We start from the raw sequence: 24,907 nt of genomic DNA on the forward strand, positions 1-24,907 counted from the left end.
GGGCAAGGTGGTGGATAGATACCGCCACTTGCCGACGATCATCGGCAGGTAGCGGTAGCTGTCATTGTTGCTCGTCGGACTTTTTCTTCAGCTTCGGGTTGGGGAAGAACTGCACGGCCTGGACCTTTTTGTCGGCGGCAGGCTTCAGCGCGCTGGTATTGACCCGGGTGCCCAGTTCTTTGGGCACCGACAGGCCCTGCTCGTTGAGGGTGTCGGAGTAACCGCAAGCCACGCATTCGCGGTGCGGCACGCCGTCTTCGTTCCACATCATCAGTTTGTCCGGCTCGCTGCACGCCGGGCAGACCGCCCCGGCGATAAAGCGCTTCTTGGTGATCAAAGGGCCGTCGCTCATGCTGCCGCGTCCTCACTCAGGCCGCTGTGGCGCAGCAGCGCATCGATCGACGGCTCACGGCCACGGAAGTCGACGAACAGCACCATCGGTGCCTGCGAGCCGCCGCGCGCCAGAATCGCTTCGCGGAACGCCCGACCGGTGTCGGCGTTGAGCACGCCGTCTTCCTCGAACTTCGAGAAGGCATCGGCGGACAGCACTTCGGCCCACTTGTAGCTGTAGTAACCGGCTGCGTAACCACCGGCAAAAATGTGCGCAAAGCTGTTGGGGAAGCGGTTGTAAGCCGGTGGACGCATCACCGACACCTCGTCACGCACGCCCTCGAGCACTTGAGCCACGCTGCGGCCATCGCCATGGGTGGCATGCAGTTCGAAGTCGAACAGCGAAAACTCCAGCTGACGCACCATCATCAGCCCGGACTGGAAGTTCTTCGCCGCGAGCATTTTTTCCAGCAGATCCTGCGGCAGTGGCTCGCCGGTCTCGTAGTGGCCGGAAATCAGCGCCAGGCCTTCCGGCTCCCAGCACCAGTTTTCCATGAACTGGCTCGGCAGCTCGACCGCGTCCCAGGCCACGCCATTGATGCCGGATACGCCAGCGTGTTCAACGCGGGTCAGCAGGTGGTGCAGGCCATGGCCAAACTCGTGGAACAGCGTGGTCACTTCATCGTGGGTCAGCAGCGCCGGTTTGCCGCTGTCGGCCGGAGTGAAGTTGCACACCAGATTGGCGACTGGGCTTTGCAGCACACCGTCGACGGTGCGACGACGGTCGCGGGCGCCGTCCATCCATGCGCCGCCACGCTTGTTGGCGCGGGCATACAAGTCGAAAAAGAAGCGGCCGACGTGCTGACCGTTTTCTTTGATCTCGAACAGGCGGACGTCCGGGTGCCAGGTGTCGAAGCCTTTCTGCTCGGCGATCTCGATGCCGTACAGACGCTGGACGATGGCGAACAGGCCGCTGAGGACTTTATCGATCGGGAAGTAGGCTCGCAGGGTTTCCTGAGCGACGCTGTAACGCTGCTCGCGGAGTTTTTCGCCGTAGAAACCACTGTCCCAGCTTTGCAGATCGGCGCAGCCCTGTTCGGCAGCGTAAGCGCGCAGCTGTTGCAGATCCTGCGCGGCGAACGGCTTGCTGCGCTGGGCCAGATCGCGCAGGAAGCTCAGCACCTGATCGCTGGATTCGGCCATTTTCGTCGCCAGACTCAGTTCGGCGAAACTGGCGAAGCCCAGCAATCTGGCCAGTTCCTGACGCAGGTCGAGGATCTCTTCCATCACCGGGCCGTTGTCGTTCTGCCCGGCATTCGGGCCTTGATCCGAGGCGCGGGTGCAGTACGCGGCGTAGACTTCTTCGCGCAGCGCACGGTCTTGCGCGTAGGTCATCACCGCGTAATAGCTGGGGAATTCCAGGGTGATCAGCCAGCCGTCCAGGCCTTTGGCCTGAGCAGCGGCAGCCATCTGCGCCTTGGCCGAATCGGTGAGGCCGGCGAGGGCGGCTTCATCGGTAATGTGTTTGGTCCACGCCTGAGTGGCGTCGAGCAATTGGTTGGAGAAGCGGCTGCCGAGCTCGGACAGCTTGCTCTGTACTTCGGCGTAACGTTTCTGCTCGGCTTCCGGCAGGTCGATACCCGACAGGCGGAAATCGCGCAGGGCGTGTTCCAGAATGGTTTTTTGCGCGACGTCGAAACTGGCAGCTTCCGGACTGTTGGCCAGCGCTTCATACGCTTGGAACAGTTCGCGGTTCTGGCCCATCTCGGTGGAGTAGGCGCTCAGGGCCGGCAGGCACGACTCGTAGGCTTCACGCAATTCGGCGCTGTTGCACACGGCATTAAGATGGCTGACCGGGCTCCATGCCGCACCGAGACGATCGTTGAGTTCGTCCATCGCCAGCACCAGACCGGCCCAGGTAGGGTTCTTGCCCTGGGTCTTGAGAATTTCGGCGATGGCGGCGCGGTTGTCCGCGAGGATGGATTCGATGGCGGGCAGGACGTGTTCGGCACGGATCGTGGAGAACGGCGGCAGGTCGTAGGACTGCAAAAGAGGGTTGTTCACGCTCACGGTTGGCACCTTGGCTGGAAGAAACATGCGCCCATCTTAATTACAATCGACACTCACCGCAGCTATCGGCGACAGAGAGAGAACTAATCGTGTCCCTTCGCAAATACCAGAATCACACCCCCCGCTTGAGCAACGGCGCATTCGTCGACGGTTCGGCGGTGGTGATCGGCGACGTCGAAATTGGCGCAGACAGCTCGGTCTGGCCGCTGACGGTGATCCGTGGCGACATGCACCGCATCCGCATCGGTGCGCGCACCAGCGTGCAGGACGGCTGCGTGCTGCACATCACCCACGCCGGCCCGTTCAACCCGGACGGCTTTCCATTGCTGATCGGCGACGACGTGACCATCGCCCACAAGGTCATGCTGCACGGCTGCACCGTGGGCAGCCGCGTATTGATCGGCATGGGCAGCATCGTCATGGACGGTGCTGTGGTCGAGGACGATGTGATCATCGGCGCCGGCAGCCTGGTGCCGCCGGGCAAGCGCCTGCAGAGTGGCTTTCTGTATGTCGGCAGCCCGGTCAAGCAAGTGCGCCCGCTGACCGATAAGGAAAACGCCTTCTTTACGTACAGCGCGGCGAACTACGTCAAGCTCAAGGACCTGCATCTGGCCGAAGGCTACGACCAGCTCTGAATCGCCTTACACCTGCTCGGGAATTTCCATGCATTACCAGACTGTACTGTTCGACCTCGATGGCACCCTGACCGACCCGCGTGAGGGCATCACCCGCTCAATTCAATTTGCCTTGGCCAATCTCGGCATCGACGAGCCGGACCTGAGCAAACTGGAACACTTCATCGGCCCGCCGCTGCTGCAAGCGTTCATGCAGTTTTACGACTTCGACGAGGCCAGGGCCTGGGAAGCGGTGAATTTCTACCGTGAGCGCTTCAAGGTCACCGGCCTCTACGAGAATCGGGTGTTCGACGGAGTGACGCCGTTGCTGGAAACCTTGAGCGCGCAGGGGCGGCAGTTGTACATCGCAACGTCCAAACCGTGGGTGTTCGCCCGCGAGATCGCCCGGCACTTCGACTTCGCCCGCCACTTCAAAGTGATCTACGGCAGCGAGCTGGACGGCACGCGGACCAACAAGGTTGAGCTGATTGCGCACCTGCTTGAGGAAGAACGCCTGGACCCGGCACAGACCCTGATGATCGGCGATCGCAAGCACGACCTGATCGGCGCGCGCAGCAATGGCCTGGATGCAGCGGCGGTGGGCTATGGGTTTGGCAGTTTTGAAGAGTTGAATGCCGAGGCGCCGGCTTATCACTTTGAAACCTTGGACGAGTTGCATCAGGCGTTTTTGCAGCGCTGAGCAGATGGCTATCGCTGGCTCGCCAGCGATGAGGCCCGTTCAGCCGCTGGAGGGCTCAGGAACTGCCAAGGCCCTCAAAGCCGCCTTGCGCTCATCAACCGGCAATCGCCCCAACCGCTCAACCTCGGCATAAAACCTCAGCCAATCCCCACCCACTTGGCTGAACAGCGCCGCAAACGCCGGCACCCACTGGTCATACAGCCCGAACGGCAACAGTCGCGCGTTGTTCAGCGGCGCATTGACCCAGGCGTCATAGCGCTTGTCTCCGGCCCACTGACTGTCGCGCATTACCCGATACTCCCGGCGCAAGCGCTCGAATTCAGCTGCTTTGTGCTCACGCTTTTGCTCAACCGACAGAGGCTGCGCATAGAGCTTCTCCAGTCTTGAGCGCGTGGCGAGTACCAGTTCGATGAACTGATCACGCTGCTTGAGCCTGGCATCCGACTCCGCCGGCAGCCCACGAAATACGCGCCACTGCCGCGTGCCTTCCTGCTCGACGAAGGTGGCGAATGACTCGTTGAACTCGGTGTCGTCCTTCACATAGAACTTCTGGTGCGCCAGTTCATGAAAGATCAGCGTGGCCAATCGCTCATCGCCCCAGCCCATCATAGAATTGAGGATTGGGTCATTGAACCAGCCGAGCGTTGAGTACGCCTCGACTCCGCCGATCGACACGTCCATGCCCTGCAATCGCTGAATCGCCGCTTCGCCACGGGCGGCGCTCTGGCTGTAGTAGCCGCGATAGGCCACGCAGCCGGCAATCGGGAAGCAGTGATTTTGCGGCGTGAGGGAAAACTCTGCGGTGGCGAACACGTTCCACACCACGAACGGCCGGCCGAGGTCGGCGTACAGACGATAGCTCTGGTTGTCCGGCAAATGCAGATGCTCGCTGGCAAAGGTACGGGCCTTTTGCGATTGGGTCAGATGCGCGCGCAATCTGGCGTCGCGGCTTGGGTCGGCAATGACCTTTTCCACTGGCTCCCGCGCGCGCAGCAATTGCAATTGTCCGCTGGCCAACTGGCTGTAGTAGCTGACGCTGGCGCAACCGTTGAGCAACAAAAACAACACACCCGGAAACAAAATCGGAAAAACGCGATCAAGTAACCCAAGGCTGGAAAACGGCCTGATCAAAATAAGAAATTCCCCGGAAAGTCTGCCCCAAGACTATCCCGCCTCAAGGAGCACCGCTATGCGCATGTTGATGCTGACAGGAGGCCTGCTGACGCTGGCCGGTTGTGCCGGATTCGGAATACCCGACCCCGACCCCTCGCAAGCCTGGATCGATCTTGACGCTCGCCAACACGACACGGCGCTGCAAGCCGTACAAGTCGATGCCACCCAGGCCATCGACAAACGCTATTTCGAAGTGCAGCCCGGCAGCCATGAGCTGAAGGTGCGCTATCAATTCCCGGTCGAGGCCACCAACATCGGCCCGAATGCCGAACCGCTGTGGCGCGATTGCCAGATGAGTGTGAAATTCAAGGATTTCAACGCCGGCCAGCGCTATCAGTTGCAGGCGGGCAGCATCGGCTTCCGGCCTTGGGCCAAGCTTTATGACGAACAGCGCAAGGTTGTCGGCCAGGGCACACCGGCGGGCTGTCAGAGCAGTTGATCGGCGCTATGCTGGCTATTCAGATCTGTGGATATCCATCATGCGTACGTTGCTGCTGTTGCTCGTTGTCGGCCTAGTCGCCGGTTGCCAGACGCCATTGCCCCCGGTTGACCCGCAAATGGCTTGGGTCGACTTCTCCACGCCAAGCCCCGGCGGCAAGTTGCTAATGGCCGAGCGTCTCGATAATCAGCGATTGAACGACGGGCGCTTCTTTCAGGTGACGCCCGGCAGCCACGAGCTGCGGGTGCGTTTCGACTTCGAAGTGTTTGGCGGCGGTGGCAGTCTGCTCACCGGCCCGGTGGAGCGTTTGTGTTATCTGACGATCCGCTATGACCACTTCGAAGCCGGCCAGCGTTATCTGCTGGAAGGGCGCTCGCTGGCATTCACGCCGAGCGCGCGTTTGTTCAATGCCAAACGCGAAATCGTTGCTGAAGACCGCGAGTTCAACTGCATCATCTAGCGCGTCAGTTGCCGTTTTTCTGGTAAATGATTCGCTTGGTACCGTTTTCGCAAATGCCGACGATCATGGCTGAGTCATGCTGCTTCGCCTCTTCCGCCGTGATGATTTCAAGGGTGTACGTTGGCACCGCTTTCGCCTGAATCTTGATCTCGATTTCCTTTCTGAGCTCTTCGCAGTCCTTGGGGGCTGCGAAAGCGGAAGTGGCCAGTGCACTGCAAAGGATCGCCAAGCCAATACGTTTCATCGATGAAGCTCCTTGAGGCAGCGCGCACGGGTGTGGGCTGAAGCTGCTGTCGATTATTCGACCACAATTCTGCGGAGCGGGTTCTGACTTTGCTCACACCTTGTATTAATTGCCGGCCGCTGAGCTGGTTTCGAGACTGCCTTCGCGAGCAGGCTCTTTCCCACACTGAATCTGCGTCGTGCACAAATCCCCTGTGGGAGCGAGCCTGCTCGCGAAGGCGTCAGCCCGGCAAACGCCGAATCAGCTGACGAGCGAAGCCTCGAGGGTGATCTTCGCGTTCAGCACCTTGGAAACCGGGCAACCTTCCTTGGCCTTGTTGCTCAGTTCTTCAAACTGCTGCTGAGTTGCGCCTGGAATCTTCGCCTTGAGAATCAGCTTTACCGCAGTGATTGCGAAGCCGCCGTCGACCTGATCGAGGGTGACTTCAGCGTTGGTGTCGATGCTGTCTGCCTTCAGGCCGGCATCACCGAGAATCATCGAAAACGCCATGGAGAAGCAGCCGGCGTGGGCCGCGCCGATCAGTTCTTCCGGGTTGGTGCCCTTGCCGCCCTCAAAGCGCGCCTTGAACCCGTACGGCGCTTCGCGCAGTACGCCGGTTTCGGTGGAGATCGAGCCGAGACCGGTTTTCAGATCGCCTTCCCAATGCGCCGATGCCTTTTTCACGATAGCCATGTCTGCCTCCTCAAATATGGCGCGGAACGCCGCGCCGTCGCGGTTTTTACTAGCAAGGCTTCTGAGGATAGACGGCGGAACAAAGTTCAGCCCGGCTGAATCGTTGACTTTTTTAGTAGGAAATTTCGTCGCTGCTATTGAATCTCGGGTATATGCCCTCATTCCATAAAACACGCTTATGGATTTGGCAGGTTTTCGCTCGAAAGAAAAACCTGCCTTCCCACCCGGAGATGCAGGTTCATGAAAAAACTGTCCGACGTTAAATTTTCCACCCTCGACCTGGTGCCAGTGCGCGAAAACGGCAGCGCAGCGCAATCGCTGCGCAACTCGCTGGATCTGGCACAACATGCCGAAAAATTCGGCTACACACGCTTCTGGGTCGCCGAACATCACAACATGGACGGCATCGCCAGTTCGGCAACTTCGGTGTTGCTCGGTTATCTGGCCGGAGGCACGTCGACCATCCGCGTCGGTTCCGGCGGGGTGATGCTGCCCAACCATGCGCCTTTGGTGATTGCCGAGCAGTTCGGCACCCTCGAGAGCCTGTACCCGGGACGGATCGACTTGGGCTTGGGCCGCGCGCCCGGCTCTGACCAGATGACCGCCCGCGCCTTGCGCCGCGAGCGCTCGGGCAGCGCTGACGACTTCCCTGAAGACGTCGCCGAACTGATGCGCTACCTCGGCCCGCGCACCCCGGAGCAACGGGTGATCGCCATGCCTGGCACCGGTACCAACGTGCCGATCTGGCTGCTCGGCTCAAGTCTGTTCAGTGCGCAATTGGCGGGTGAGCGCGGCTTGCCTTACGCCTTCGCCTCGCATTTCGCGCCGCGCTTCATGCACGAGGCGATCCGCATCTACCGCAATCACTTCAAACCCTCGGCGGTGCTCGACAAGCCGTACGTGATGCTCGGCGTGCCGCTGGTGGCAGCGGATACCGATGAGCAAGCCGATTACCTGGCGACGTCGGTGTACCAGCGCATTCTTGCGTTGATGCGTGGCCAGAGCTTGGTGCAGCGTCCGCCGGTGAAAACCATGGACGGCCTGTGGCTGCCCCATGAACGTGAAGCGGTGGGCGATTTCCTCGGCCTCGCCATGGTCGGCGGCCCGCAGAAGATCCGCGCCAAACTGGAAGTGTTGATCGAGCAGACTCAGGCGGATGAGCTGATTTTCACCAGCGATTTGTATGAGCATGCTGATCGCGTGCGCTCGTACGAGCTGCTGGCGCAGGTGATGAAGGGCTAAGATTCACCACACATACCTTGCTCGCGAAGACGGAGTGTCAGGCACTCGATATGTTGACTGACCCACCGGTTTCGCGAGCAAGCTCGCTCCCACATCGGGTACATGGAGCCCACAAAAAAGCCGACGCATCCACGTCGGCTTTTGTATTTCAGGCGCAATCAACCGCGCTTGTAGACGATGTCCTTGCTGCCGCCTTCGCAACTGCCGACGACGTCGCCATCAGCCGCCGCACCCTTGTCGACAACTTCCAGCGAATAACCGGATACGCCTTTGGCGTCGAGCTTCGCTGCGATTTCGCTTTTCAGCTCTTCACATGGCTTGCCGGCTGCAAACGCACCACCCGCAAGGCTCAACAAACCTACTGCCAATATGAACTTCTTCATCGGTCGCACTCCCTGGTCGGATTGAAAGAGGCGGGCACCGGGTCATCCACCCGATGCGCTCACCTTGTAGCGCTTTGCCATTCCCTATGGCACTCGGCCAGCGCGCAAGTTCAGAAGACTAGCTCAAACTCAGCTGGCGGCAATCTTGAAGCCGACTTTCAGCGTTACCTGAAAGTGCGCCACTTGGCCGTTTTCGATGTGGCCACGGGTTTCGGTCACTTCAAACCATTCCAGATTGCGCAGGGTTTTGTTGGCTTCGGCCAGTGCGTTGTTGATGGCGTCTTCGATGCTGGTAGTGGACGAGCCGACCAGCTCGACTTTCTTGTATGTGTGATGGTCACTCATGGCGATCTCCTTGGGTTGGAATGGCGTGTGAAATTGAGCCTAGCAGGCAATTGCACTGTTGATTTCGGCGCCTCTGCGCTGCCGAAGTTCAGAATTTCTGCACTTTCTCGAAGTGGTGAAGTCCCAACCAACACACGCCACTCATCACCAATGCAGGAGAGCCACCATGGCCAACACCTCTTTACGTAAAGCCTCGTTGCAAAGCATGGAAGCCGAGATCGAGAGTCTGCTCAAATCGTTGGAAAGCTTGAAAGACGATGCTTCGGACGAGTCGCGCAAGACCCTCAAGGCGCTGAAAAGCAATGCCGAAAGTGCACTGAAACATTCCCGTCATCTGCTCAGCGACGCGTACGAAGAAGTCAAAGTGAAAACCCGCGAGACCGGCATTGCCACTCGTGACTACGCGCAGGAACATCCGTGGACCACAGCCGGTGTGGCTGTCGGCGCAATCGGTCTGCTCGCTGCCTACTTTTTGTTCAAGCGCGGTGAGTGATCAGGCTCACGCAGCTCGTTTTTGAGCCACTGCGCCAGTTGCCGGGCGCGCCCATCTGCGGCGCGCTTGGGTAGCCACAACGCCAGTTGCGCCGGGGTTTTGCAGAAGCCCCATGGCGCAACCAGGCGACCCGCCTTCAGGTCTTCAGTTACTAACGGCTCCGGTGCGATTGCCACGCCGAGACCTGCAACAGCCGCCTCCAGCAAATAATACAAATGCTCAAAACCTTGCCCGAGCTTCAACGCTTTGGGATCGAGGTGGTTTTGCTGCGCCCAGCTGGGCCAGGCTTGTGGGCGAGAGGTGGTGTGCAGCAAGGGCTCATCAAAAAGATCTGCGGCCACAGCGGTGTGCAGCTTCTGATAACCGCTGTACAACGGGCTCATTACGGGGCCGATGCGTTCCGCCGCCAGTTCATAGACCTGCATATCGGCCGGCCACGGTGGCTCGGCGAACAGCAATAGCGCATCAAGGCCCGGGCGCCGAGGGTCGAGATCGCCTTCACCGGCCGACAGGTGCAGACGCAGATCCGGCAAATCGGCATTCAGCCGCCCCAGGCGCGGAATAAACCAGCGCGCCAGCAGGCTCCCCGAACAACCCAGCACGAACGGCGCATCCGCTGTGCTTTGCGTAAGTTCGGCGCAAACACTGCGCAAGCGATCGAACGCCTCCGCGCTGGCATCGCGCAGACGCGCTCCGGCATCTGTGAGTTTCAAGCCGCGTCCGTCCTTGACGAACAGGCTCACGCCGAGATGTTCTTCAAGCACCTTGAGCTGGCGGCTGACCGCGCCGTGGGTAACGTGCAGCTGTTCGGCAGCCTGACTGACACTGTTCAGACGAGCTGTGGCCTCGAAGGCGCGCAAGGCATTTAGCGGGGGAAGGTCATGGCTCATGGTATCTGTGAGTTTTCCTGACAGGTTGTGGCGATCTTATCGGTTTTCAGCCTGGAAAGTCAGGGGTAGAGTGGTCGTCATTGTCTTCTGACCGAATTCACCTGGAGCGACCCATGACCCAGACTTCGAACACCTCTGATCTGCGTAACGGCCCTGACGCCAACGGCCTGTTCGGTGCGTTCGGTGGCCGTTATGTAGCGGAAACCCTGATGCCGTTGATCCTCGACCTGGCTCGCGAATACGAAGCTGCCAAGGAAGATCCGGCATTCAAAGAAGAATTGGCCTACTTCCAGCGAGACTACGTCGGACGTCCAAGCCCGTTGTATTTCGCCGAACGCCTGACCGAGTTCTGCGGCGGCGCCAAGATCTACCTCAAGCGTGAAGAGCTGAATCACACCGGCGCGCACAAGATCAACAACTGCATCGGCCAGATCCTGCTGGCGCGGCGCATGGGCAAGAAGCGCATCATCGCCGAAACCGGCGCCGGCATGCACGGCGTGGCCACGGCCACCGTTGCTGCGCGTTTCGGGCTGGACTGCGTGATCTACATGGGCACCACCGACATCGAACGTCAGCAGGCCAACGTCTTCCGCATGAAGCTGCTCGGCGCTGAAGTCATTCCGGTCGTGGCTGGCACCGGCACCCTGAAAGACGCGATGAACGAAGCCCTGCGTGACTGGGTGACCAACGTCGACAACACCTTCTACCTGATCGGCACCGTAGCCGGCCCACACCCGTATCCAGCAATGGTCCGCGACTTCCAGGCCGTCATCGGTAAGGAAACCCGCGATCAGCTGCAGGCTCAGGAAGGTCGTCTGCCGGACAGTCTGGTGGCATGCATCGGTGGCGGTTCCAACGCCATGGGCCTGTTCCACCCGTTCCTTGACGACAAGAGCGTTGAGATCATCGGCGTCGAAGCCGCCGGTTATGGCATCGAAACCGGCAAGCACGCGGCCAGTCTGAACGGCGGTGTGCCGGGCGTGCTGCACGGCAACCGCACCTTCCTGCTGCAGGACGACGATGGGCAGATCATCGACGCTCACTCGATTTCCGCTGGCCTCGACTATCCGGGCATCGGCCCTGAACACGCCTGGTTGCACGACATCGGCCGCGTCCAGTACACCTCGGTGACCGACGACGAAGCCCTTGAAGCGTTCCACAAATGCTGCCGTCTGGAAGGGATCATTCCTGCGTTAGAAAGCGCCCACGCTCTGGCCGAAGTGTTCAAACGTGCACCGAAGCTGCCGAAGGATCACCTGATGGTGGTCAACCTCTCGGGCCGTGGCGACAAAGACATGCAAACCGTAATGCACCATATGCAACAGTCGCAGCAGGAGAAACACTGATGAGCCGCCTGCAAACCCGCTTTGCCGACCTCAAGCAACAGAACCGCGCCGCGCTGGTGACCTTTGTCACCGCTGGCGATCCTGACTACGACACTTCGCTGGCGATCCTCAAAGGCCTGCCTGCCGCAGGTGCTGACGTGATCGAACTGGGCATGCCGTTCACCGATCCGATGGCTGATGGCCCGGCGATCCAGTTGGCCAACATCCGTGCACTCGGCGCCAAACAGAATCTGGCGAAAACCCTGCAAATGGTTCGCGAGTTCCGTGAAGGCAACAGCGACACGCCGCTGGTGTTGATGGGCTACTTCAACCCGATTCACAAATTCGGCGTCGAGCGTTTCATCGCCGAAGCCAAAGAGGCTGGGGTTGACGGGCTGATCGTGGTTGATATGCCACCAGAGCACAACGAAGAGCTGTGCGACCCGGCGCAGGCTGCTGGCCTGGACTTCATCCGCCTGACCACGCCGACCACCGACGACGCGCGTCTGCCGCGTGTGCTCAACGGCAGCTCCGGTTTTGTCTATTACGTGTCGGTGGCCGGTGTCACCGGTGCCGGTGCCGCGACTCTGGAACATGTGGAAGAGGCGGTTGCACGTCTGCGTCGGCATACCGACCTGCCGATCAGCATCGGTTTCGGCATCCGTACACCGGAGCAGGCCGCAGCGATCGCACGCCTGGCGGATGGTGTGGTGGTGGGCTCGGCGTTGATCGATCACATCGCCAGTGCCGATACGCCTGAGCAGGCCATCGATGGCGTGTTGAGTCTGTGTTCGGCGCTGTCCCAAGGCGTGCGCAAGGCTCGCGTCTAAAGCCGCAGGGGAAAACAAAAAGGCTTCAGAACAGGCGTTCTGAAGCCTTTTTTGTGCTCAGGGTAATTGCAGTCCGCCCGAAGCCTTGTGCAGTTTGCGCAGATGCTCGCCAATCTGTTTCACGTTGGCCTCGCTGGCGGCAATCTCGGCCGCCCGCTTGGGTTCGAGCAGCTTGCGCACTTCGGTATCAAGGTCGCCGGACAGTGCCAGCAGCTTCTTCTGCCGCTGACTGCTTTCCGCTTCCAGTCGGCCAAACTCGCTCGGCTGGGGCAGTCCGTAGCCTTTGGAGTCGAGCAGTTCCGCCGGGCGGCTGAGGAAGCCACTGTTGGCGAGGATCTCCTGCAAGGTCGCGTTGGCTTTGTCCATGCCGCCATTTTCCAGCTCGCGGGCGCCGAGGTAGCGTTGCTTGACCTCGTCCTGGGCCAGCAACAACTGCCGGCGGAAACTGGCTTGCTCCAGCAGCAACAGGGCCGCGCTGGTGCGCAGGTCGGCGCGATCGAACCATTCGCGGCGTTGTTCAGCGCTGAGTGACAGCCAGTCTTCGACAGTGGTCTGCTTGATCGGCAGCTGCTTCTTCAATACATCGAACATCGCTTGATAGCGATCGCGGAACGAGTCGAAGCGGTAACCCAGACGCAGCGCTTCTTTCGGATCGTCGAGCACACTGGTGTCGGCCAGACCACGGCCCTTGAGCACTTCCAGCAAGCCGTTGGGCATGATGCTGTCGAGGCCGACCAGTTGGCTGTTATTGCTGCCGCTGCGCAACAGTTTCAAACCTTCTACCGCGCAGTTGTTGGACAGGAAGAAGTAGTTGCCGTCGTAACTCCAGTGCATCTCGGCGGCATGTTCGACGACGCCTTCGATTTCCTCGCGAGACAGCTTCAGCGGCACCGAAGCGAGGCTGCGCAGCTCGGTCTTGGTGTATTCGTCGATCACTTGCGCCAGCGGCAACACGAACAGCCGCGACGGGTATTTGCCGACCAGTCCGTCCCAGCTCGACAGCTGTACATCGCCAACGAAGGCGCGATAGGACAGCACCAGGTGCTGGTCGAGGTCGAGGCGGCAATCCGGGCCACGCGGGCGACCGGGGGCGCAGATCACCAGGCGCAGCATGCTGTGACCCCAGCGGCTGACCCAGTTCTGATTGGCCTCGGCCAGCAGGTAATCGACCGCGTAGACCCGTTCCGGATCGACTTGCCCCAGAGGCTGCTTGGCGAAGTCATTGCCCGCATTGAGAAAGGCGAAGCTCTTGCTGCAGGTGTCCTGCGCTGGCGGCGCCCAGCCGAAATGTTCCTTGTAGTAGCGATACAGCGCCGGGCGGCGGCAGGCGTAGCTCGGGTCGAGGAGGAAGTACTCCATGTTGACCGCAACGAACTCCTTGGGGCTGGAAATCTCGTAGAGATCCGGACTACGCGCGATCTGCCGGTTATGTTGTTCACGCTCGCCACGGCGGCCGACGTATTGCTGCCACCCGGCCAAGTCAAGCAGGCGCGGGTCGTCGCTGATGGTGAAGCGCCGACCGTTCTGCCCGCGACACTCATCGGGAATGCCGATCAGCCCGGCGCTGTTGAAGCGTCGGGTGCAGCGCTGGATCAACGTACGCTCGGCGCTTGGCCATAAACGCGCGCGGTCGTAGATATGCATGATTTCGTGCAGCACTGTGGCGAGCAGTTCCTGGCGCACAGTGCCGTGGGGGCGATTGGTTTTCTCTTTCGCCGCGCTGCCATCGGTGAGGCTAGCGAGCAGCTTGCGGTTCAGATCGAGCTCGGAAATCAGCGTTGCCTGCCCGTAAGCGTTGGCCGGCATGTCATCGGTCCAGCCGACATCGATACGCCGATCTAGCCGCTCGATGAAGCTCGGCGGCAGTTTCGCCATCGCCTCATCAATCAGGGCCTGACTGGCCTGTTGTTGAGCGGGGCTCAGACCGTCGGTCTTGAGCCGCAATTGCAGGCCGGCATGGGCGCTGTTGCCAAGCAGCAACAACGCCCCGGCCAGCAGCCAGGCGCCAACGGACCTCACAGTGCGAGGATGGCTTCGGCGAGTACCTGATCACTGGCGTCGCGCGCTTCCGGCACCCGTGTACGCAATGTGTTGAGAGCGGCTTCGAGGTGCGCGCCACGGATGTCGCCGTTGCTGGCGACGAAACTGGCGGCGTCGTCGTGGGCTTCGCGGATGATTTTCGAATCGCGAATCGACGTGGTGGTATCGGAAGTGAAATCGATGCTGCGCTGGGAGGCACGAACGATGATGTTACTGGTGGCTACCAGGGTGTGCGCCTGGGCCATATCGGCCAACACAAACAGGCCAAGGGCGGCAGCAATCAGCGGGCTACGCATGGAACGACTCCGGAAGGACAAGGATAACTATTGGACGAGAATTGCCTCTGCCAGTTCAAGGTCGCTGGCATGAAGTTTCGGCCGGGTTTTGCGCAGGTAATGCAGCGCGGATTCCAGCCGTGCGCCTCGCCATTCACCGTCACTGGCAACAAAGGCGGCCGCATCATCATGGGCGGCGAGCAGCAGTTTACGGTCGAACGGCGCAGAAGACACCATGCTGGTCGCGTAACCGCTGACCACCGTGCCTTGGGTCGACGCATTGAAAGCATCGAAGGCGTTGGCAGACATCGCCCAGCAGGCGCTGAACAAGGCAGAAGAGATGAGCAGATTTGGAAGAAAGCGCATGGGACTCGACAACTGTTAACGAGCCTGAAGGCTAGCGCAAATGCCCGGGCCAGAGCCAGCGTTGAAACATCGGGACACGGCTGGCGTGTCCCGGATTGCGACAATCGATCAGAGGGTCAGAATGGCCTGAGCCAATTGGGCATCGGTGGCATTGAGTTGTGGCGCCTGATGGCGGATGTGATCGAGCGCGCTTTCCAGCTTCACCCCACGGATATCGCCTTCGCTGGCCACGAAGCTGGCGGCATCGTCGCGGGCGGCGAGGACGATCTTGTCGTCACGGAACGAGGAGGTCACATCGGAAGTGGCGTCGGAAGTGGCTTTCAGCGCGCCGACGATCGAGTCGGTGGTCACGATGAAACTGGTAGCACTGGCGTTGGCAGCCACGGCCAGCAGGGCGGCGGCACTGAGCAGGCGAAGACGGGTCATGATGGAACTCCTTTGGATAAACCGTAGTGAGAGGTGGCTCGGTATCTGAGGAGTCAGACGCCTGTTGCGCAACGTTCGCCACGTTCTGAATGGATATTAGGCTGCCAAATCCGGTTCGCCCAGTGGTGGCCAGTGATACTGAAGAGCTTTGCAGAACTGTATTGGTCTTTATCGATGCTATTTGAAATTGTACCTGTATGCCTTCAATCATGGGTTTCAGACACTTCAGCCTCTGAAACGACAAAACCCGTCGTGGTTGCCCACGACGGGTTTTGCTTGTGCAATTCGGGTTGCTGGCGGTGGGTCTGACGACCAGAGCCAGCGACGCTGCTTAGCGCCAGAACGGCTTGCTCAGCTCTTCGTAGCGTTGTGCTTCGCTGATACCGGCGTCGGCCAGCAGACGCGAATCCAGACGGGCCAGTTGGTGGCGGCTGGAGATGCGGCGCTGCCACAACATCAGGTTGGCAATAACGCGCAGAGGCAGGGAAGCCTGGGTGTTTACAGCTTTGTCTTCGAAGAACAGTTCGGAACTGAGTGTACGTTCCATGGTTGACATCCTTCCGCTTGTGGCGGGATCAGGTAGTGGTTTGACTGGTGCCCATGATCCTCTCGTCTGCCTAGTCTCTGTAGATACAGTTCATTTGTATTGTGAGTGAGCAGTTAACTGTTTATGGATGGTGTACGGGTCGAAATTGGGCAAACTGTACCTGTCTGCACTTTAATGGTGCATTTGAGCTCGTATCAGGGGATTGAGTAGGGCTTTGCTGTAGGAAAGGACCGGTACAGCAGTACAGTTTTTTGCGATCCTGCTTCTCGCGGGCATCCACCGATGCAAAACTGTGTTTGCCTCGGTGGTTATCTGTGTGAATCACACTGCCAGCATGCGCCCGGTTTCTTCCAGGTTCATATGCCAGCTCAGGGCTTCGCGCAGAATGTGCGGGGTGTGACCGCCGATTGCACAGGCAGCGCTGAAGTAGTCATTCAGTGCCTGGCGGAAGTCCGGATGCACGCAGTTGTCGATGATTACTCGTGCACGCTCCCGTGGCGCCAGGCCACGCAGGTCGGCGAGGCCGACTTCGGTCACCAGAATGTCGACGTCATGCTCGGTATGGTCGACGTGGCTGACCATCGGCACCACGCTGGAAATGGCGCCACCCTTGGCGATCGATTTGGTCACGAATACCGCCAGATGCGCATTGCGCGCGAAGTCGCCGGAGCCGCCGATGCCGTTCATCATCCGCGTGCCGCAGACATGGGTGGAGTTGACGTTGCCGTAGATATCGAACTCCAGCGCGGTGTTGATGCCGATGATGCCCAGACGGCGCACCACTTCCGGGTGATTGGAGATCTCCTGCGGCCGCAGAATCAGTTTGTCCTTGTACTTCTCCAGGTTGCCGAACACGTCGCTGTTGCGCCGCTCGGACAGGGTGATCGAACTGCCCGAGGCGAAGCTCAGCTTGCCGGCATCGATCAGGTCGAAGGTCGAGTCCTGCAGCACTTCCGAGTACATGGTGAGGTCTTCGAACGGCGAGTCGATCAAGCCGCACATCACCGCGTTGGCGATGTTGCCAATGCCAGCCTGCAGCGGGCCGAGCTTGTTGGTCATGCGGCCGGCGGCAACTTCCTGCTTGAAGAAGGTGATCAGGTGTTCAGCGATGGCATTGGTATCAACGTCCGGTACCGACACTGTGGATGGCGAGTCCGACTGCTGAGTGATGACAATCGCAACGATCTTTTCCGGTGGAATCGGGATCGCCGTGCTGCCGATGCGATCGTCGACTTTCACCAGCGGGATTGGCGTCCGCGTCGGGCGGTACGTCGGGATATAGATGTCGTGCAGGCCTTCGAGATTGGCGTTGTGCGCCAGGTTGATCTCGACGATCACTTGTTTGGCGAAGATCGCGAAGCTGGCCGAGTTGCCCACCGAAGTGGTCGGCACGATATGGCCTTGTTCGGTGATGGCGACTGCCTCGATGACGGCGATGTCCGGCAGCTTCAATTGCTGGTTGCGCAACTGCTCGACCGTTTCCGAGAGATGCTGGTCAATGAACATCACTTCACCGGCGTTGATTGCCTTGCGCAACGTGCTGTCGACCTGAAACGGCATGCGCCGCGACAGCACGCCGGCCTCGGTCAGTTGCTTGTCGAGGTCGTTGCCCAGGCTGGCGCCAGTCATCAGGCTGATCTTCAGCGGCGTGACCTTGGCGCGCTCGGCCAGTGCGTGGGGAACGGCCTTGGCTTCGCCGGCGCGGGTGAAACCGCTCATGCCGACGGTCATGCCGTCCTCAATCAGAGCGGCAGCGTCGGCAGCGCTCATCACTTTGTCCAACAACGAAGGCAGGCGAATACGGTCACGGTACATGGATTATTATCTCGGGCAACGAGTAGCAGGATGCGCAGTCTAGTGAATTTGGCCGGCGCCTGTCCCGCTACCAAGGTCGCAAACGAGGCCTCTATTTCGCGGGTTTTCAGTAAAACACCGTTACCGGATCTGCAACAACGCGGCAAATTGTCCAGCGTCTTGCGCAAACAAAAACGCCCCGACAAGTCGGGGCGTTCGCTATTGCAGCGGTGAATTACTCGACCGCTTTGACCATGTCTTCGATGACTTTCTTCGCGTCGCCGAAAACCATCATGGTCTTGTCCAGATAGAACAGTTCGTTGTCCAGACCGGCATAGCCGCTGGCCATCGAGCGCTTGTTGACGATGATAGTCTTGGCCTTGAACGCTTCGAGAATCGGCATGCCGGCAATCGGCGACTTCGGATCGTTCTTCGCGGCCGGGTTGACCACGTCGTTCGCGCCGAGCACCAGCACCACGTCGGCCTGACCGAACTCGGAGTTGATGTCTTCCATCTCGAACACCTGGTCGTAAGGCACTTCGGCCTCGGCGAGCAGGACGTTCATATGCCCAGGCATCCGACCGGCCACCGGGTGGATCGCGTACTTCACGGTCACTCCGCGATGGGTCAGCTTCTCGGTCAGTTCCTTCAGTGCGTGTTGTGCACGGGCCACTGCCAGACCGTAGCCCGGGACGATGATCACGGTATCGGCGTTGGTCAGAAGGAAAGTCGCGTCATCCGCCGAGCCGGATTTCACCGGACGGGCTTCCTGCGCACCGGCAGGACCTGCATCTGCCGTATTGCCGAAACCGCCGAGCAGTACATTAAAGAAGGAGCGGTTCATCGCCTTGCACATGATGTACGAGAGGATCGCACCGCTCGAACCCACCAGCGAGCCGGCAATGATCAACATCGAGTTGTTCAGCGAGAAACCGATCCCCGCCGCCGCCCAGCCGGAATAGCTGTTGAGCATCGACACCACCACTGGCATGTCGGCACCGCCGATCGGGATGATGATCAGCACGCCCATCACGAACGCCAGCGCCAGCATCAGTGCGAACGCCGTAAGGTTGCCGGTGAACATGAAAGTCAGACCGAGAACCAGCGTTGCCAGACCCAGAATCGCATTGAGCTTGTGCTGGCCACTGAACTGTACCGGTGCGCCCTGGAACAGGCGGAACTTGTACTTGCCCGACAGCTTGCCAAATGCAATCACCGAACCGGAGAAAGTGATCGCACCGATTGCCGCACCGAGGAACAGCTCCAGACGGTTGCCCGCCGGAATCGCATCGCCCAGTTGTTTAACGATACCCAGCGATTGCGGCTCGACCACCGCCGCGATGGCAATGAACACCGCCGCGAGGCCGATCATGCTGTGCATGAACGCTACCAGTTCCGGCATCTTGGTCATTTCAACGCGCTTGGCCATGATCGAACCGGCGGTGCCGCCGACCAACAGGCCGACGATCACGTAACCGATACCGGCAGTGGCCAGCTCAGCGCCCAACTTATAGATAAGGCCGACCGTGGTGATGATAGCCAGCGCCATGCCAAGCATGCCGAACAGGTTGCCGCGCCGCGAAGTGGTCGGGTGCGACAGGCCTTTGAGGGCCTGGATAAAGCAGATCGACGCGATCAGGTAGAGCGTCGTGACGAGATTCATGCTCATTACTTCGGCGCCTCTTCTTTTGCTTTCGGGGCTTTCTTCTTGAACATCTCAAGCATGCGGCGGGTGACCAGGAAGCCACCGAACACGTTGACCGCAGCCAGTGCCACGGCCAGCGTGCCCATGGTTTTGCCCAGCGGCGTGACGGTCAGCGCAGCGGCGAGCATGGCGCCGACGATCACGATCGCGGAAATGGCGTTTGTGACTGCCATCAACGGCGTGTGCAGCGCAGGTGTAACGTTCCAGACCACGTGGTAACCGACATAAATCGCCAGCACGAAGATGATCAGGTTGTAGATACCGGGGGAGATAAGCTCTTCCATCGTCTGAATCCCTGCTTAGGCGTTTTTACGGATGACTTGGCCGTCGCGGCACATCAGGCACGCGGCGACGATGTCGTCTTCGAGGTTGACGTCGAACTGGCCTTCCTTGGTGAACACCAGCTTGAGGAAGTCCAGCAGGTTGCGTGCGTACAGCGCCGAAGCATCGGCAGCGACTTCACCGGCGAGGTTGGTCGGGCCAACGATGGTCACACCGTTTTCCACAACGACTTGATCGGCCACGGTCAGCGGACAGTTGCCACCCTGAGCGGCCGCGAGGTCGATGACCACCGAGCCCGGCTTCATCTGCGCCACGGTCTCGGCGCTGAGCAGCGTCGGCGCCTTGCGGCCCGGAATCAGCGCAGTGGTGATGACGATATCGGCCTGCTTGGCGCGCTCGTGCACGGCCTGGGCCTGACGCTGCATCCAGCTCGCCGGCATCGGCCGCGCGTAACCGCCGACACCGACGGCGCATTCGCGCTCTTCATCGGTCTCGTAAGGCACGTCGACGAACTTCGCGCCGAGGGATTCGATCTGTTCCTTCACCGCTGGGCGCACGTCGGACGCTTCGATCACCGCACCCAGGCGTTTCGCCGTGGCAATCGCCTGCAAACCGGCCACGCCTGCGCCAAGAATCAGCACCCGCGCCGCTTTCACGGTGCCCGCAGCAGTCATCAGCATCGGCATGAAGCGTGGGTAATAGTGAGCCGCGAGCAACACCGCTTTGTAGCCGGCGATATTCGCCTGCGACGACAACACATCAAGACTCTGCGCCCGCGAGGTGCGCGGTGCCGCCTCGAGGGCGAACGCGGTAATGCCGCACTCGGCCATCTTCGCGATGGTCTCGTTGTTGAATGGGTTGAGCATGCCCACGAGCACCGTGCCGCGCTTGATCAGCGGCAGTTCGGCATCGCTTGGCGCGACCACTTTGAGAATCAGCTCGGCGCCAAACGCGTCATTGGCGCTGCCAATGCTTGCGCCGGCCGCTTCATAGGCACTGTCGACGACACTGGCTTTGACGCCAGCGCCGCTTTGCACAGTGACCTTATGGCCTTGGCTGATCAGCTTCTTGATGGTTTCCGGGGTTGCAGCAACCCGAGTTTCACCGGTCTGGGTTTCGAGAGGAACACCAATGTGCACGTCAAATCTCCTGCGTGATCTTATTGAGTAAACCCATGCACTACGGATGGTGCGACTGGGGCGGCCGATCAGCACGATCCCGCCGAATCAGGGCGGGGCGCGGCATTTTGCAGGCGAACTTTATGCCCTTCAAGGGATTATGACGGGTGACGGAAAATTAACTACAAGTCATGCCGTGACCGAATGTCGCAGATGGCCAGTCGAACCCCTTGCAGGCCGTGCCCTGCAAGGATTCTGGCTGAATTTGAAAAAAATTCGCATCGGTGGCGTGAATAGGCAGCAATGAGTCGCCATTAGAGGCTGAAAGCCACGTGTTTGGCAGCTTGTGGGACGTCTGTACGACTTTCGGATACAGTCTGCTCAGAAGCGACAAATAGTTATATCTGTAGGGCTTTGTTTTTTCTGACTACGGGGTTAGGTGTTGCGCAAAGCCTTTATTCTTCTAGGCTGTAGCTCTGCGCTTGATTTACCAGCCAGTCACGAAATGCCTTCAGCGATGCCGATTCGACCTTTCGCTCCGGAATCATCAGGTAATAGGCCTTGATGCTGGAGAGCGCTTGAGGGTTGGCAACCACCAGACGTTTCTCTGCCAGCTCGCGCTGAATCAGAAACGGCGGAATCAGCGCGACGCCCATGTCGTGCATGGCTGCCTGGGCAAGCATGGAGAATAGCTCGTAGCGCGGACCTGTCATGTCGCGCGGAATATTCAGCTGTTGCGAGTTGAACCATTGGCGCCAGGCGTAAGGTCGGGTGGTCTGCTGAAGCAGCGGTAGCTCGGCGATGGCTTGTGCTGTCAGCTGCGTGTGATCGCCGAGTAGGGAGGGGCTGCACACCGGCATCGGATTTTCGCCCATCAACCTGTGGGACTCGGTACCCGACCAGTCGGCGTCGCCGAAGTAAATCGCGGCATCGAATTCGGTGTCGGCAAACAGGAATGGCCGAGTGCGGTTGGTCAGGTTGACGGTCACTTCCGGGTGCTTGAGCTGGAAATCCTTGAGCCGTGGCAGCAGCCATTGCGTGCCGAAGGTCGGGACGACTGCGAGCTCGATGACGTTGGCGCCTTGCTGGCCCATTACAGAGAGGGTGTCGCGCTCCACCGCATCGAGCTGAGTCGCCACCCGACGACTGTAGGAAAGACCCGCCTCGGTCAGTTTCACTCCACGTCGCGAGCGTCGGAACAGTTCCACGCTGAGGAAGTCTTCCAGGCTGGCGATCTGTCGGCAAATGGCACCCTGTGTGAGCGACAGTTCTTCAGCAGCACGGGTAAAGCTCTCATGGCGGGCGGCAGCTTCGAAACTGATCAGGGCGGCGGTGCTGGGGATCTTCCTGCGCATGTACGTCAACCTCACTAATGCGCCGCATAAAAGGCTATTCGCGACGGTACGGAGTGAGAAATTAGCACAACAGAATGCGAAATCCTCGTTTGCTCCGACGGCGAGCCGCGCCTAGGATCAATGCCACGTTAATTCACCCGATTGCGAGGGCACACTCATGGGCGGTAAAGCTAGCTTCAACTGGATCGATCCCCTGCTGCTGGATCAACAGCTCACCGAAGAAGAGCGGATGATCCGCGACACCGCCGCCCAGTTCGCTCAACAGAGTCTGGCGCCGCGTGTGCTCGAAGCTTTCCGTCATGAGAAGACCGACCCGGCAATCTTCCGCGAGATGGGCGAAGTCGGCCTGCTCGGCGCGACCATTCCCGAGCAATACGGTGGCAGTGGTCTGAATTACGTCAGTTATGGCCTGATTGCCCGTGAGGTCGAGCGCGTCGACTCTGGCTATCGCTCGATGATGAGCGTGCAATCCTCACTGGTGATGGTGCCGATCAACGAATTCGGTACCGAAGCACAGAAGCAGAAGTACCTGCCGAAACTGGCTTCCGGCGAATGGATCGGTTGCTTTGGTCTGACCGAGCCGAACCACGGTTCCGATCCGGGCGCGATGATTAGCCGGGCGCGCAAGGTCGATGGCGGCTACAGCCTGACCGGCGCGAAGATGTGGATCACCAACAGCCCGATCGCTGACGTCTTCGTGGTCTGGGCCAAGGACGATGCCGGCGACATCCGTGGTTTCGTTCTGGAGAAAGGCTGGAAAGGCCTGAGCGCTCCGGCGATTCACGGCAAGGTCGGCCTGCGCGCTTCGATCACCGGTGAGATCGTCATGGACAACGTTTTCGTGCCGGAAGAAAACATCTTCCCGGACGTGCGTGGTCTGAAAGGTCCGTTCACCTGCCTCAACTCCGCACGCTACGGCATTTCCTGGGGCGCACTGGGCGCCGCCGAGTTCTGCTGGCACACCGCGCGCCAATACACTCTGGACCGTCAGCAGTTCGGTCGACCGTTGGCCGCGACTCAACTGGTGCAGAAGAAACTCGCCGACATGCAGACCGAGATCACTCTGGCGCTGCAAGGCTGCTTGCGACTGGGCCGGATGAAGGACGAAGGTACCGCCGCCGTTGAAATCACTTCGATCATGAAGCGCAACTCCTGCGGCAAGTCGCTGGATATTGCGCGGATGGCGCGCGACATGCTCGGTGGCAATGGTATCTCCGATGAGTTCGGCGTGGCCCGTCATCTGGTCAACCTGGAAGTGGTGAATACCTATGAAGGTACCCACGACGTTCACGCGCTGATCCTCGGGCGTGCGCAAACCGGTCTGCAGGCGTTCTATTAATAGGAGGGCGGACCATGGGCGCGCTGTCGCATCTACGGGTACTGGATTTATCGCGAGTGCTGGCCGGGCCTTGGGCCGGACAGATCCTCGCCGACCTGGGCGCCGAGGTGATCAAGGTCGAGCGCCCGGGCAATGGTGATGACACCCGCGCCTGGGGTCCACCCTTCCTTAAAGACGCTTACGGCGAGAACACGTCGGAAGCGGCTTATTACTTATCGGCCAACCGCAACAAGCAATCGGTGACCATCGACTTCACCCGCCCTGAAGGGCAGAAGCTGGTGCGCGACCTGGCGGCGAAGTCGGACATTCTGATTGAGAATTTCAAGGTAGGTGGTCTGGCGGCCTATGGTCTGGACTATGAGTCGCTGAAGGCTCTCAACCCGAATCTGATCTACTGCTCAATCACCGGCTTCGGCCAGACCGGCCCGTACGCGAAGCGTGCGGGGTATGACTTCATGATCCAGGGCCTCGGCGGCTTGATGAGTCTGACTGGTCGACCTGAAGGAGATGAAGGCGCTGGGCCGGTGAAAGTGGGCGTGGCGCTGACGGATATTCTTACCGGGCTGTATTCGACAGTGGCGATCCTCGCGGCATTGGCTCATCGCGATCACGACGGTGGCGGCCAGCACATCGATATGGCGTTGCTGGATGTGCAGGTCGCGTGCCTGGCCAATCAGGCGATGAACTACCTGACCACCGGCAATGCGCCGAAGCGCCTGGGCAATGCGCATCCGAATATCGTGCCTTATCAGGACTTTCCTACGGCGGATGGCGACTTCATTCTCACCGTGGGTAATGACGGGCAGTTCCGCAAGTTCGCCGAAGTCGCGGAGCAACCGCAGTGGGCGGATGATCCGCGCTTCGCGACCAACAAGCTGCGGGTAGCGAACCGCGCGGTGCTGATCCCGTTGATCCGCCAAGCTACGGTCTTCAAGACCACGGGCGAGTGGGTTGCTCAACTGGAGCAGGCGGGTGTGCCTTGTGGGCCGATCAATGATCTGTCGCAGGTGTTTGAAGATCCCCAGGTGAAGGCGCGCGGTCTGGCGATAGAGCTGCCGCATGCATTGGCGGGGATGGTGCCTCAGGTGGCCAGCCCGATTCGGTTGTCGGAGACGCCCGTTGAATATCGTCATGCGCCTCCTTTATTAGGTGAGCACACATTAGAGGTTCTGCAGCGGGTGCTGGGTCTGGGGGCAGGCGCGGTGGCTATGTTGAAGGAGGAAGGCGTCCTTTAAGTCTTCTTCTATATAGAAGAAGCTCTTTTCTCATCTGGTTGGATGTTTTTTAACCAATACGCAAGTTATTGAAAGAAAAGCGAAATTAACGGTTGACGGCAGATTCCAGAGGTCTATAATTCGCCCCACTTCCGGCGCAGTCGAAACGGAAAACTCCTTGAGATTCAAAGAGTTACGCGGTTTTCGACAGTGGCTTGCTTCAGGTCATCGAAGCT

At 59.8% G+C, this 24,907-nt stretch carries 28 protein-coding genes; 10 read left to right on the forward strand and 18 right to left on the reverse strand.

Features of this window, described 5'->3' with window-relative positions:
* Positions 1 to 61: 61 nt before the first annotated feature.
* A complete protein-coding gene (locus KVG87_RS07240) occupies positions 62 to 352 on the reverse strand; it encodes a YheV family putative zinc ribbon protein (RefSeq protein WP_217849913.1) in 291 nt (96 codons plus the stop codon).
* On the reverse strand, positions 349 to 2,400 hold the full coding sequence (prlC, locus tag KVG87_RS07245; protein WP_367616674.1) for an oligopeptidase A: 2,052 nt from the start codon (positions 2,398 to 2,400) through the stop codon (positions 349 to 351). The genes KVG87_RS07240 and prlC overlap by 4 nt, the downstream gene beginning before the upstream one ends.
* Before the next feature lie 89 nt (positions 2,401 to 2,489).
* Here prlC and KVG87_RS07250 point away from each other — a divergent pair, with 89 nt between their 5' ends.
* Positions 2,490 to 3,035, forward strand: coding sequence for a gamma carbonic anhydrase family protein (locus tag KVG87_RS07250; protein ID WP_016772314.1), 546 nt, complete (start codon positions 2,490 to 2,492; stop codon positions 3,033 to 3,035).
* 28 nt (positions 3,036 to 3,063) lie between these two features.
* Positions 3,064 to 3,714 carry an HAD family hydrolase gene (locus KVG87_RS07255; RefSeq protein ID WP_217849917.1) on the forward strand — a complete coding sequence of 217 codons (651 nt, stop codon included), beginning with the start codon at positions 3,064 to 3,066 and terminating at the stop codon, positions 3,712 to 3,714.
* A 39-nt stretch (positions 3,715 to 3,753) separates the two neighbouring features.
* On the opposite strand, the gene KVG87_RS07260 is transcribed toward KVG87_RS07255, so the two are convergent.
* Positions 3,754 to 4,845, reverse strand: coding sequence for an aminopeptidase (locus KVG87_RS07260; RefSeq protein WP_217849918.1), 1,092 nt, complete (start codon positions 4,843 to 4,845; stop codon positions 3,754 to 3,756).
* A 58-nt stretch (positions 4,846 to 4,903) separates the two neighbouring features.
* Between KVG87_RS07260 and KVG87_RS07265 the strand changes: the two genes are divergently transcribed.
* The gene (locus tag KVG87_RS07265; protein ID WP_217849919.1) at positions 4,904 to 5,326 is read left to right on the forward strand and encodes a PA0061/PA0062 family lipoprotein; all 423 of its coding nucleotides are present in this window, start codon (positions 4,904 to 4,906) and stop codon (positions 5,324 to 5,326) included.
* A 40-nt stretch (positions 5,327 to 5,366) separates the two neighbouring features.
* Positions 5,367 to 5,786: a PA0061/PA0062 family lipoprotein gene (locus tag KVG87_RS07270; protein ID WP_217849920.1), complete on the forward strand. Its 420-nt coding sequence runs from the start codon at positions 5,367 to 5,369 to the stop codon at positions 5,784 to 5,786.
* Between the two features lie 4 nt (positions 5,787 to 5,790).
* Here KVG87_RS07270 and KVG87_RS07275 read toward each other — a convergent pair whose 3' ends face one another.
* Together KVG87_RS07275 and KVG87_RS07280 are read right to left on the reverse strand one after the other, a co-directional pair.
* Positions 5,791 to 6,030, reverse strand: a complete 240-nt coding sequence (locus KVG87_RS07275; RefSeq protein WP_076564874.1) for a DUF1161 domain-containing protein — start codon at positions 6,028 to 6,030, stop codon at positions 5,791 to 5,793.
* 240 nt (positions 6,031 to 6,270) lie between these two features.
* Positions 6,271 to 6,702 (reverse strand): OsmC family protein, encoded by a 432-nt coding sequence (locus KVG87_RS07280; RefSeq protein ID WP_016772308.1) that lies wholly within the window; start codon positions 6,700 to 6,702, stop codon positions 6,271 to 6,273.
* Between the two features lie 240 nt (positions 6,703 to 6,942).
* On the opposite strand from KVG87_RS07280, the gene KVG87_RS07285 reads away from it, so the two are divergent.
* A complete protein-coding gene (locus KVG87_RS07285) occupies positions 6,943 to 7,944 on the forward strand; it encodes an LLM class flavin-dependent oxidoreductase (RefSeq protein ID WP_039757082.1) in 1,002 nt (333 codons plus the stop codon).
* Positions 7,945 to 8,102: 158 nt separating this feature from the next.
* Here the strand turns inward: KVG87_RS07285 and KVG87_RS07290 are convergent, their stop codons facing one another.
* Complete coding sequence (locus KVG87_RS07290) at positions 8,103 to 8,327, reverse strand: DUF1161 domain-containing protein (RefSeq protein ID WP_217849921.1); 225 nt, start codon at positions 8,325 to 8,327, stop codon at positions 8,103 to 8,105.
* A 129-nt stretch (positions 8,328 to 8,456) separates the two neighbouring features.
* Complete coding sequence (locus tag KVG87_RS07295; protein ID WP_016772305.1) at positions 8,457 to 8,672, reverse strand: dodecin; 216 nt, start codon at positions 8,670 to 8,672, stop codon at positions 8,457 to 8,459.
* Between the two features lie 166 nt (positions 8,673 to 8,838).
* On the opposite strand from KVG87_RS07295, the gene KVG87_RS07300 reads away from it, so the two are divergent.
* The gene (locus KVG87_RS07300; protein ID WP_039757078.1) at positions 8,839 to 9,165 is read left to right on the forward strand and encodes an ElaB/YgaM/YqjD family protein; all 327 of its coding nucleotides are present in this window, start codon (positions 8,839 to 8,841) and stop codon (positions 9,163 to 9,165) included.
* Here KVG87_RS07300 and KVG87_RS07305 read toward each other — a convergent pair.
* Positions 9,138 to 10,055, reverse strand: coding sequence for a LysR family transcriptional regulator (locus KVG87_RS07305; protein WP_217849923.1), 918 nt, complete (start codon positions 10,053 to 10,055; stop codon positions 9,138 to 9,140). The two genes, KVG87_RS07300 and KVG87_RS07305, sit on opposite strands and share 28 nt — an antisense overlap.
* A gap of 113 nt (positions 10,056 to 10,168) precedes the next feature.
* On the opposite strand from KVG87_RS07305, the gene trpB reads away from it, so the two are divergent.
* Together trpB and trpA are read left to right on the forward strand one after the other, a co-directional pair.
* Positions 10,169 to 11,401 (forward strand): tryptophan synthase subunit beta, encoded by a 1,233-nt coding sequence (gene trpB, locus KVG87_RS07310; protein WP_016772302.1) that lies wholly within the window; start codon positions 10,169 to 10,171, stop codon positions 11,399 to 11,401.
* Positions 11,401 to 12,210 carry a tryptophan synthase subunit alpha gene (gene trpA / locus KVG87_RS07315; RefSeq protein ID WP_024015029.1) on the forward strand — a complete coding sequence of 270 codons (810 nt, stop codon included), beginning with the start codon at positions 11,401 to 11,403 and terminating at the stop codon, positions 12,208 to 12,210. Before trpB ends, trpA begins: the two co-directional genes overlap by 1 nt.
* A 57-nt stretch (positions 12,211 to 12,267) precedes the next feature.
* On the opposite strand, the gene KVG87_RS07320 is transcribed toward trpA, so the two are convergent.
* The 10 genes from KVG87_RS07320 to KVG87_RS07365 all read right to left on the reverse strand — a co-directional run bounded on the left by KVG87_RS07320 (position 12,268) and on the right by KVG87_RS07365 (position 22,118).
* Positions 12,268 to 14,229 carry a DUF7844 domain-containing protein gene (locus KVG87_RS07320; protein WP_217849925.1) on the reverse strand — a complete coding sequence of 654 codons (1,962 nt, stop codon included), beginning with the start codon at positions 14,227 to 14,229 and terminating at the stop codon, positions 12,268 to 12,270.
* Complete coding sequence (locus tag KVG87_RS07325; protein ID WP_076564885.1) at positions 14,226 to 14,546, reverse strand: DUF2388 domain-containing protein; 321 nt, start codon at positions 14,544 to 14,546, stop codon at positions 14,226 to 14,228. Before KVG87_RS07325 ends, KVG87_RS07320 begins: the two co-directional genes overlap by 4 nt.
* Before the next feature lie 27 nt (positions 14,547 to 14,573).
* On the reverse strand, positions 14,574 to 14,891 hold the full coding sequence (locus KVG87_RS07330; protein WP_024015031.1) for a DUF2388 domain-containing protein: 318 nt from the start codon (positions 14,889 to 14,891) through the stop codon (positions 14,574 to 14,576).
* Positions 14,892 to 14,999: 108 nt separating this feature from the next.
* The gene (locus tag KVG87_RS07335; protein ID WP_016772298.1) at positions 15,000 to 15,317 is read right to left on the reverse strand and encodes a DUF2388 domain-containing protein; all 318 of its coding nucleotides are present in this window, start codon (positions 15,315 to 15,317) and stop codon (positions 15,000 to 15,002) included.
* A gap of 331 nt (positions 15,318 to 15,648) precedes the next feature.
* On the reverse strand, positions 15,649 to 15,864 hold the full coding sequence (locus tag KVG87_RS07340; protein WP_007911656.1) for a DUF1127 domain-containing protein: 216 nt from the start codon (positions 15,862 to 15,864) through the stop codon (positions 15,649 to 15,651).
* Between the two features lie 321 nt (positions 15,865 to 16,185).
* Complete coding sequence (scpC, locus tag KVG87_RS07345) at positions 16,186 to 17,679, reverse strand: succinyl-CoA:acetate CoA-transferase ScpC (RefSeq protein ID WP_071173986.1); 1,494 nt, start codon at positions 17,677 to 17,679, stop codon at positions 16,186 to 16,188.
* Positions 17,680 to 17,893: 214 nt separating this feature from the next.
* Complete coding sequence (locus KVG87_RS07350) at positions 17,894 to 19,327, reverse strand: NAD(P)(+) transhydrogenase (Re/Si-specific) subunit beta (protein WP_041476447.1); 1,434 nt, start codon at positions 19,325 to 19,327, stop codon at positions 17,894 to 17,896.
* On the reverse strand, positions 19,327 to 19,647 hold the full coding sequence (locus KVG87_RS07355) for an NAD(P) transhydrogenase subunit alpha part 2 (protein ID WP_003220416.1): 321 nt from the start codon (positions 19,645 to 19,647) through the stop codon (positions 19,327 to 19,329). Before KVG87_RS07355 ends, KVG87_RS07350 begins: the two co-directional genes overlap by 1 nt.
* Positions 19,648 to 19,662: 15 nt before the next feature.
* On the reverse strand, positions 19,663 to 20,784 hold the full coding sequence (locus KVG87_RS07360; RefSeq protein WP_041476446.1) for a Re/Si-specific NAD(P)(+) transhydrogenase subunit alpha: 1,122 nt from the start codon (positions 20,782 to 20,784) through the stop codon (positions 19,663 to 19,665).
* A gap of 434 nt (positions 20,785 to 21,218) precedes the next feature.
* A complete protein-coding gene (locus KVG87_RS07365) occupies positions 21,219 to 22,118 on the reverse strand; it encodes a LysR family transcriptional regulator (RefSeq protein WP_217849927.1) in 900 nt (299 codons plus the stop codon).
* Between the two features lie 157 nt (positions 22,119 to 22,275).
* Here KVG87_RS07365 and KVG87_RS07370 point away from each other — a divergent pair, with 157 nt between their 5' ends.
* Complete coding sequence (locus KVG87_RS07370; RefSeq protein WP_024015035.1) at positions 22,276 to 23,457, forward strand: acyl-CoA dehydrogenase; 1,182 nt, start codon at positions 22,276 to 22,278, stop codon at positions 23,455 to 23,457.
* Between the two features lie 14 nt (positions 23,458 to 23,471).
* Positions 23,472 to 24,692, forward strand: coding sequence for a CaiB/BaiF CoA transferase family protein (locus tag KVG87_RS07375; RefSeq protein WP_217849930.1), 1,221 nt, complete (start codon positions 23,472 to 23,474; stop codon positions 24,690 to 24,692).
* Positions 24,693 to 24,907 lie beyond the last annotated feature (215 nt).

Origin of the sequence: Pseudomonas siliginis, from assembly GCF_019145195.1 — a bacterium.
GTDB classification, from domain to species: Bacteria; Pseudomonadota; Gammaproteobacteria; order Pseudomonadales; family Pseudomonadaceae; genus Aquipseudomonas; species Aquipseudomonas siliginis.

Coding starts and splice junctions, on each gene's coding strand:
- KVG87_RS07330 (WP_024015031.1), bottom strand. CDS start 14,891: ATGCGCTTTCTTCCAAATCTGCTCATCTCTTCTGCCTTGTTCAGCGCC.
- KVG87_RS07265 (WP_217849919.1), top strand. CDS start 4,904: ATGCGCATGTTGATGCTGACAGGAGGCCTGCTGACGCTGGCCGGTTGT.
- KVG87_RS07285 (WP_039757082.1), top strand. CDS start 6,943: ATGAAAAAACTGTCCGACGTTAAATTTTCCACCCTCGACCTGGTGCCA.
- KVG87_RS07375 (WP_217849930.1), top strand. CDS start 23,472: ATGGGCGCGCTGTCGCATCTACGGGTACTGGATTTATCGCGAGTGCTG.
- KVG87_RS07300 (WP_039757078.1), top strand. CDS start 8,839: ATGGCCAACACCTCTTTACGTAAAGCCTCGTTGCAAAGCATGGAAGCC.
- KVG87_RS07280 (WP_016772308.1), bottom strand. CDS start 6,702: ATGGCTATCGTGAAAAAGGCATCGGCGCATTGGGAAGGCGATCTGAAA.
- KVG87_RS07295 (WP_016772305.1), bottom strand. CDS start 8,672: ATGAGTGACCATCACACATACAAGAAAGTCGAGCTGGTCGGCTCGTCC.
- KVG87_RS07355 (WP_003220416.1), bottom strand. CDS start 19,647: ATGGAAGAGCTTATCTCCCCCGGTATCTACAACCTGATCATCTTCGTG.
- KVG87_RS07365 (WP_217849927.1), bottom strand. CDS start 22,118: ATGCGCAGGAAGATCCCCAGCACCGCCGCCCTGATCAGTTTCGAAGCT.
- scpC (WP_071173986.1), bottom strand. CDS start 17,679: ATGTACCGTGACCGTATTCGCCTGCCTTCGTTGTTGGACAAAGTGATG.
- trpA (WP_024015029.1), top strand. CDS start 11,401: ATGAGCCGCCTGCAAACCCGCTTTGCCGACCTCAAGCAACAGAACCGC.
- KVG87_RS07325 (WP_076564885.1), bottom strand. CDS start 14,546: ATGCGTAGCCCGCTGATTGCTGCCGCCCTTGGCCTGTTTGTGTTGGCC.
- trpB (WP_016772302.1), top strand. CDS start 10,169: ATGACCCAGACTTCGAACACCTCTGATCTGCGTAACGGCCCTGACGCC.
- KVG87_RS07270 (WP_217849920.1), top strand. CDS start 5,367: ATGCGTACGTTGCTGCTGTTGCTCGTTGTCGGCCTAGTCGCCGGTTGC.
- KVG87_RS07275 (WP_076564874.1), bottom strand. CDS start 6,030: ATGAAACGTATTGGCTTGGCGATCCTTTGCAGTGCACTGGCCACTTCC.
- KVG87_RS07370 (WP_024015035.1), top strand. CDS start 22,276: ATGGGCGGTAAAGCTAGCTTCAACTGGATCGATCCCCTGCTGCTGGAT.
- KVG87_RS07290 (WP_217849921.1), bottom strand. CDS start 8,327: ATGAAGAAGTTCATATTGGCAGTAGGTTTGTTGAGCCTTGCGGGTGGT.
- KVG87_RS07240 (WP_217849913.1), bottom strand. CDS start 352: ATGAGCGACGGCCCTTTGATCACCAAGAAGCGCTTTATCGCCGGGGCG.
- KVG87_RS07350 (WP_041476447.1), bottom strand. CDS start 19,327: ATGAGCATGAATCTCGTCACGACGCTCTACCTGATCGCGTCGATCTGC.
- KVG87_RS07335 (WP_016772298.1), bottom strand. CDS start 15,317: ATGACCCGTCTTCGCCTGCTCAGTGCCGCCGCCCTGCTGGCCGTGGCT.
- KVG87_RS07340 (WP_007911656.1), bottom strand. CDS start 15,864: ATGGAACGTACACTCAGTTCCGAACTGTTCTTCGAAGACAAAGCTGTA.
- KVG87_RS07255 (WP_217849917.1), top strand. CDS start 3,064: ATGCATTACCAGACTGTACTGTTCGACCTCGATGGCACCCTGACCGAC.
- KVG87_RS07305 (WP_217849923.1), bottom strand. CDS start 10,055: ATGAGCCATGACCTTCCCCCGCTAAATGCCTTGCGCGCCTTCGAGGCC.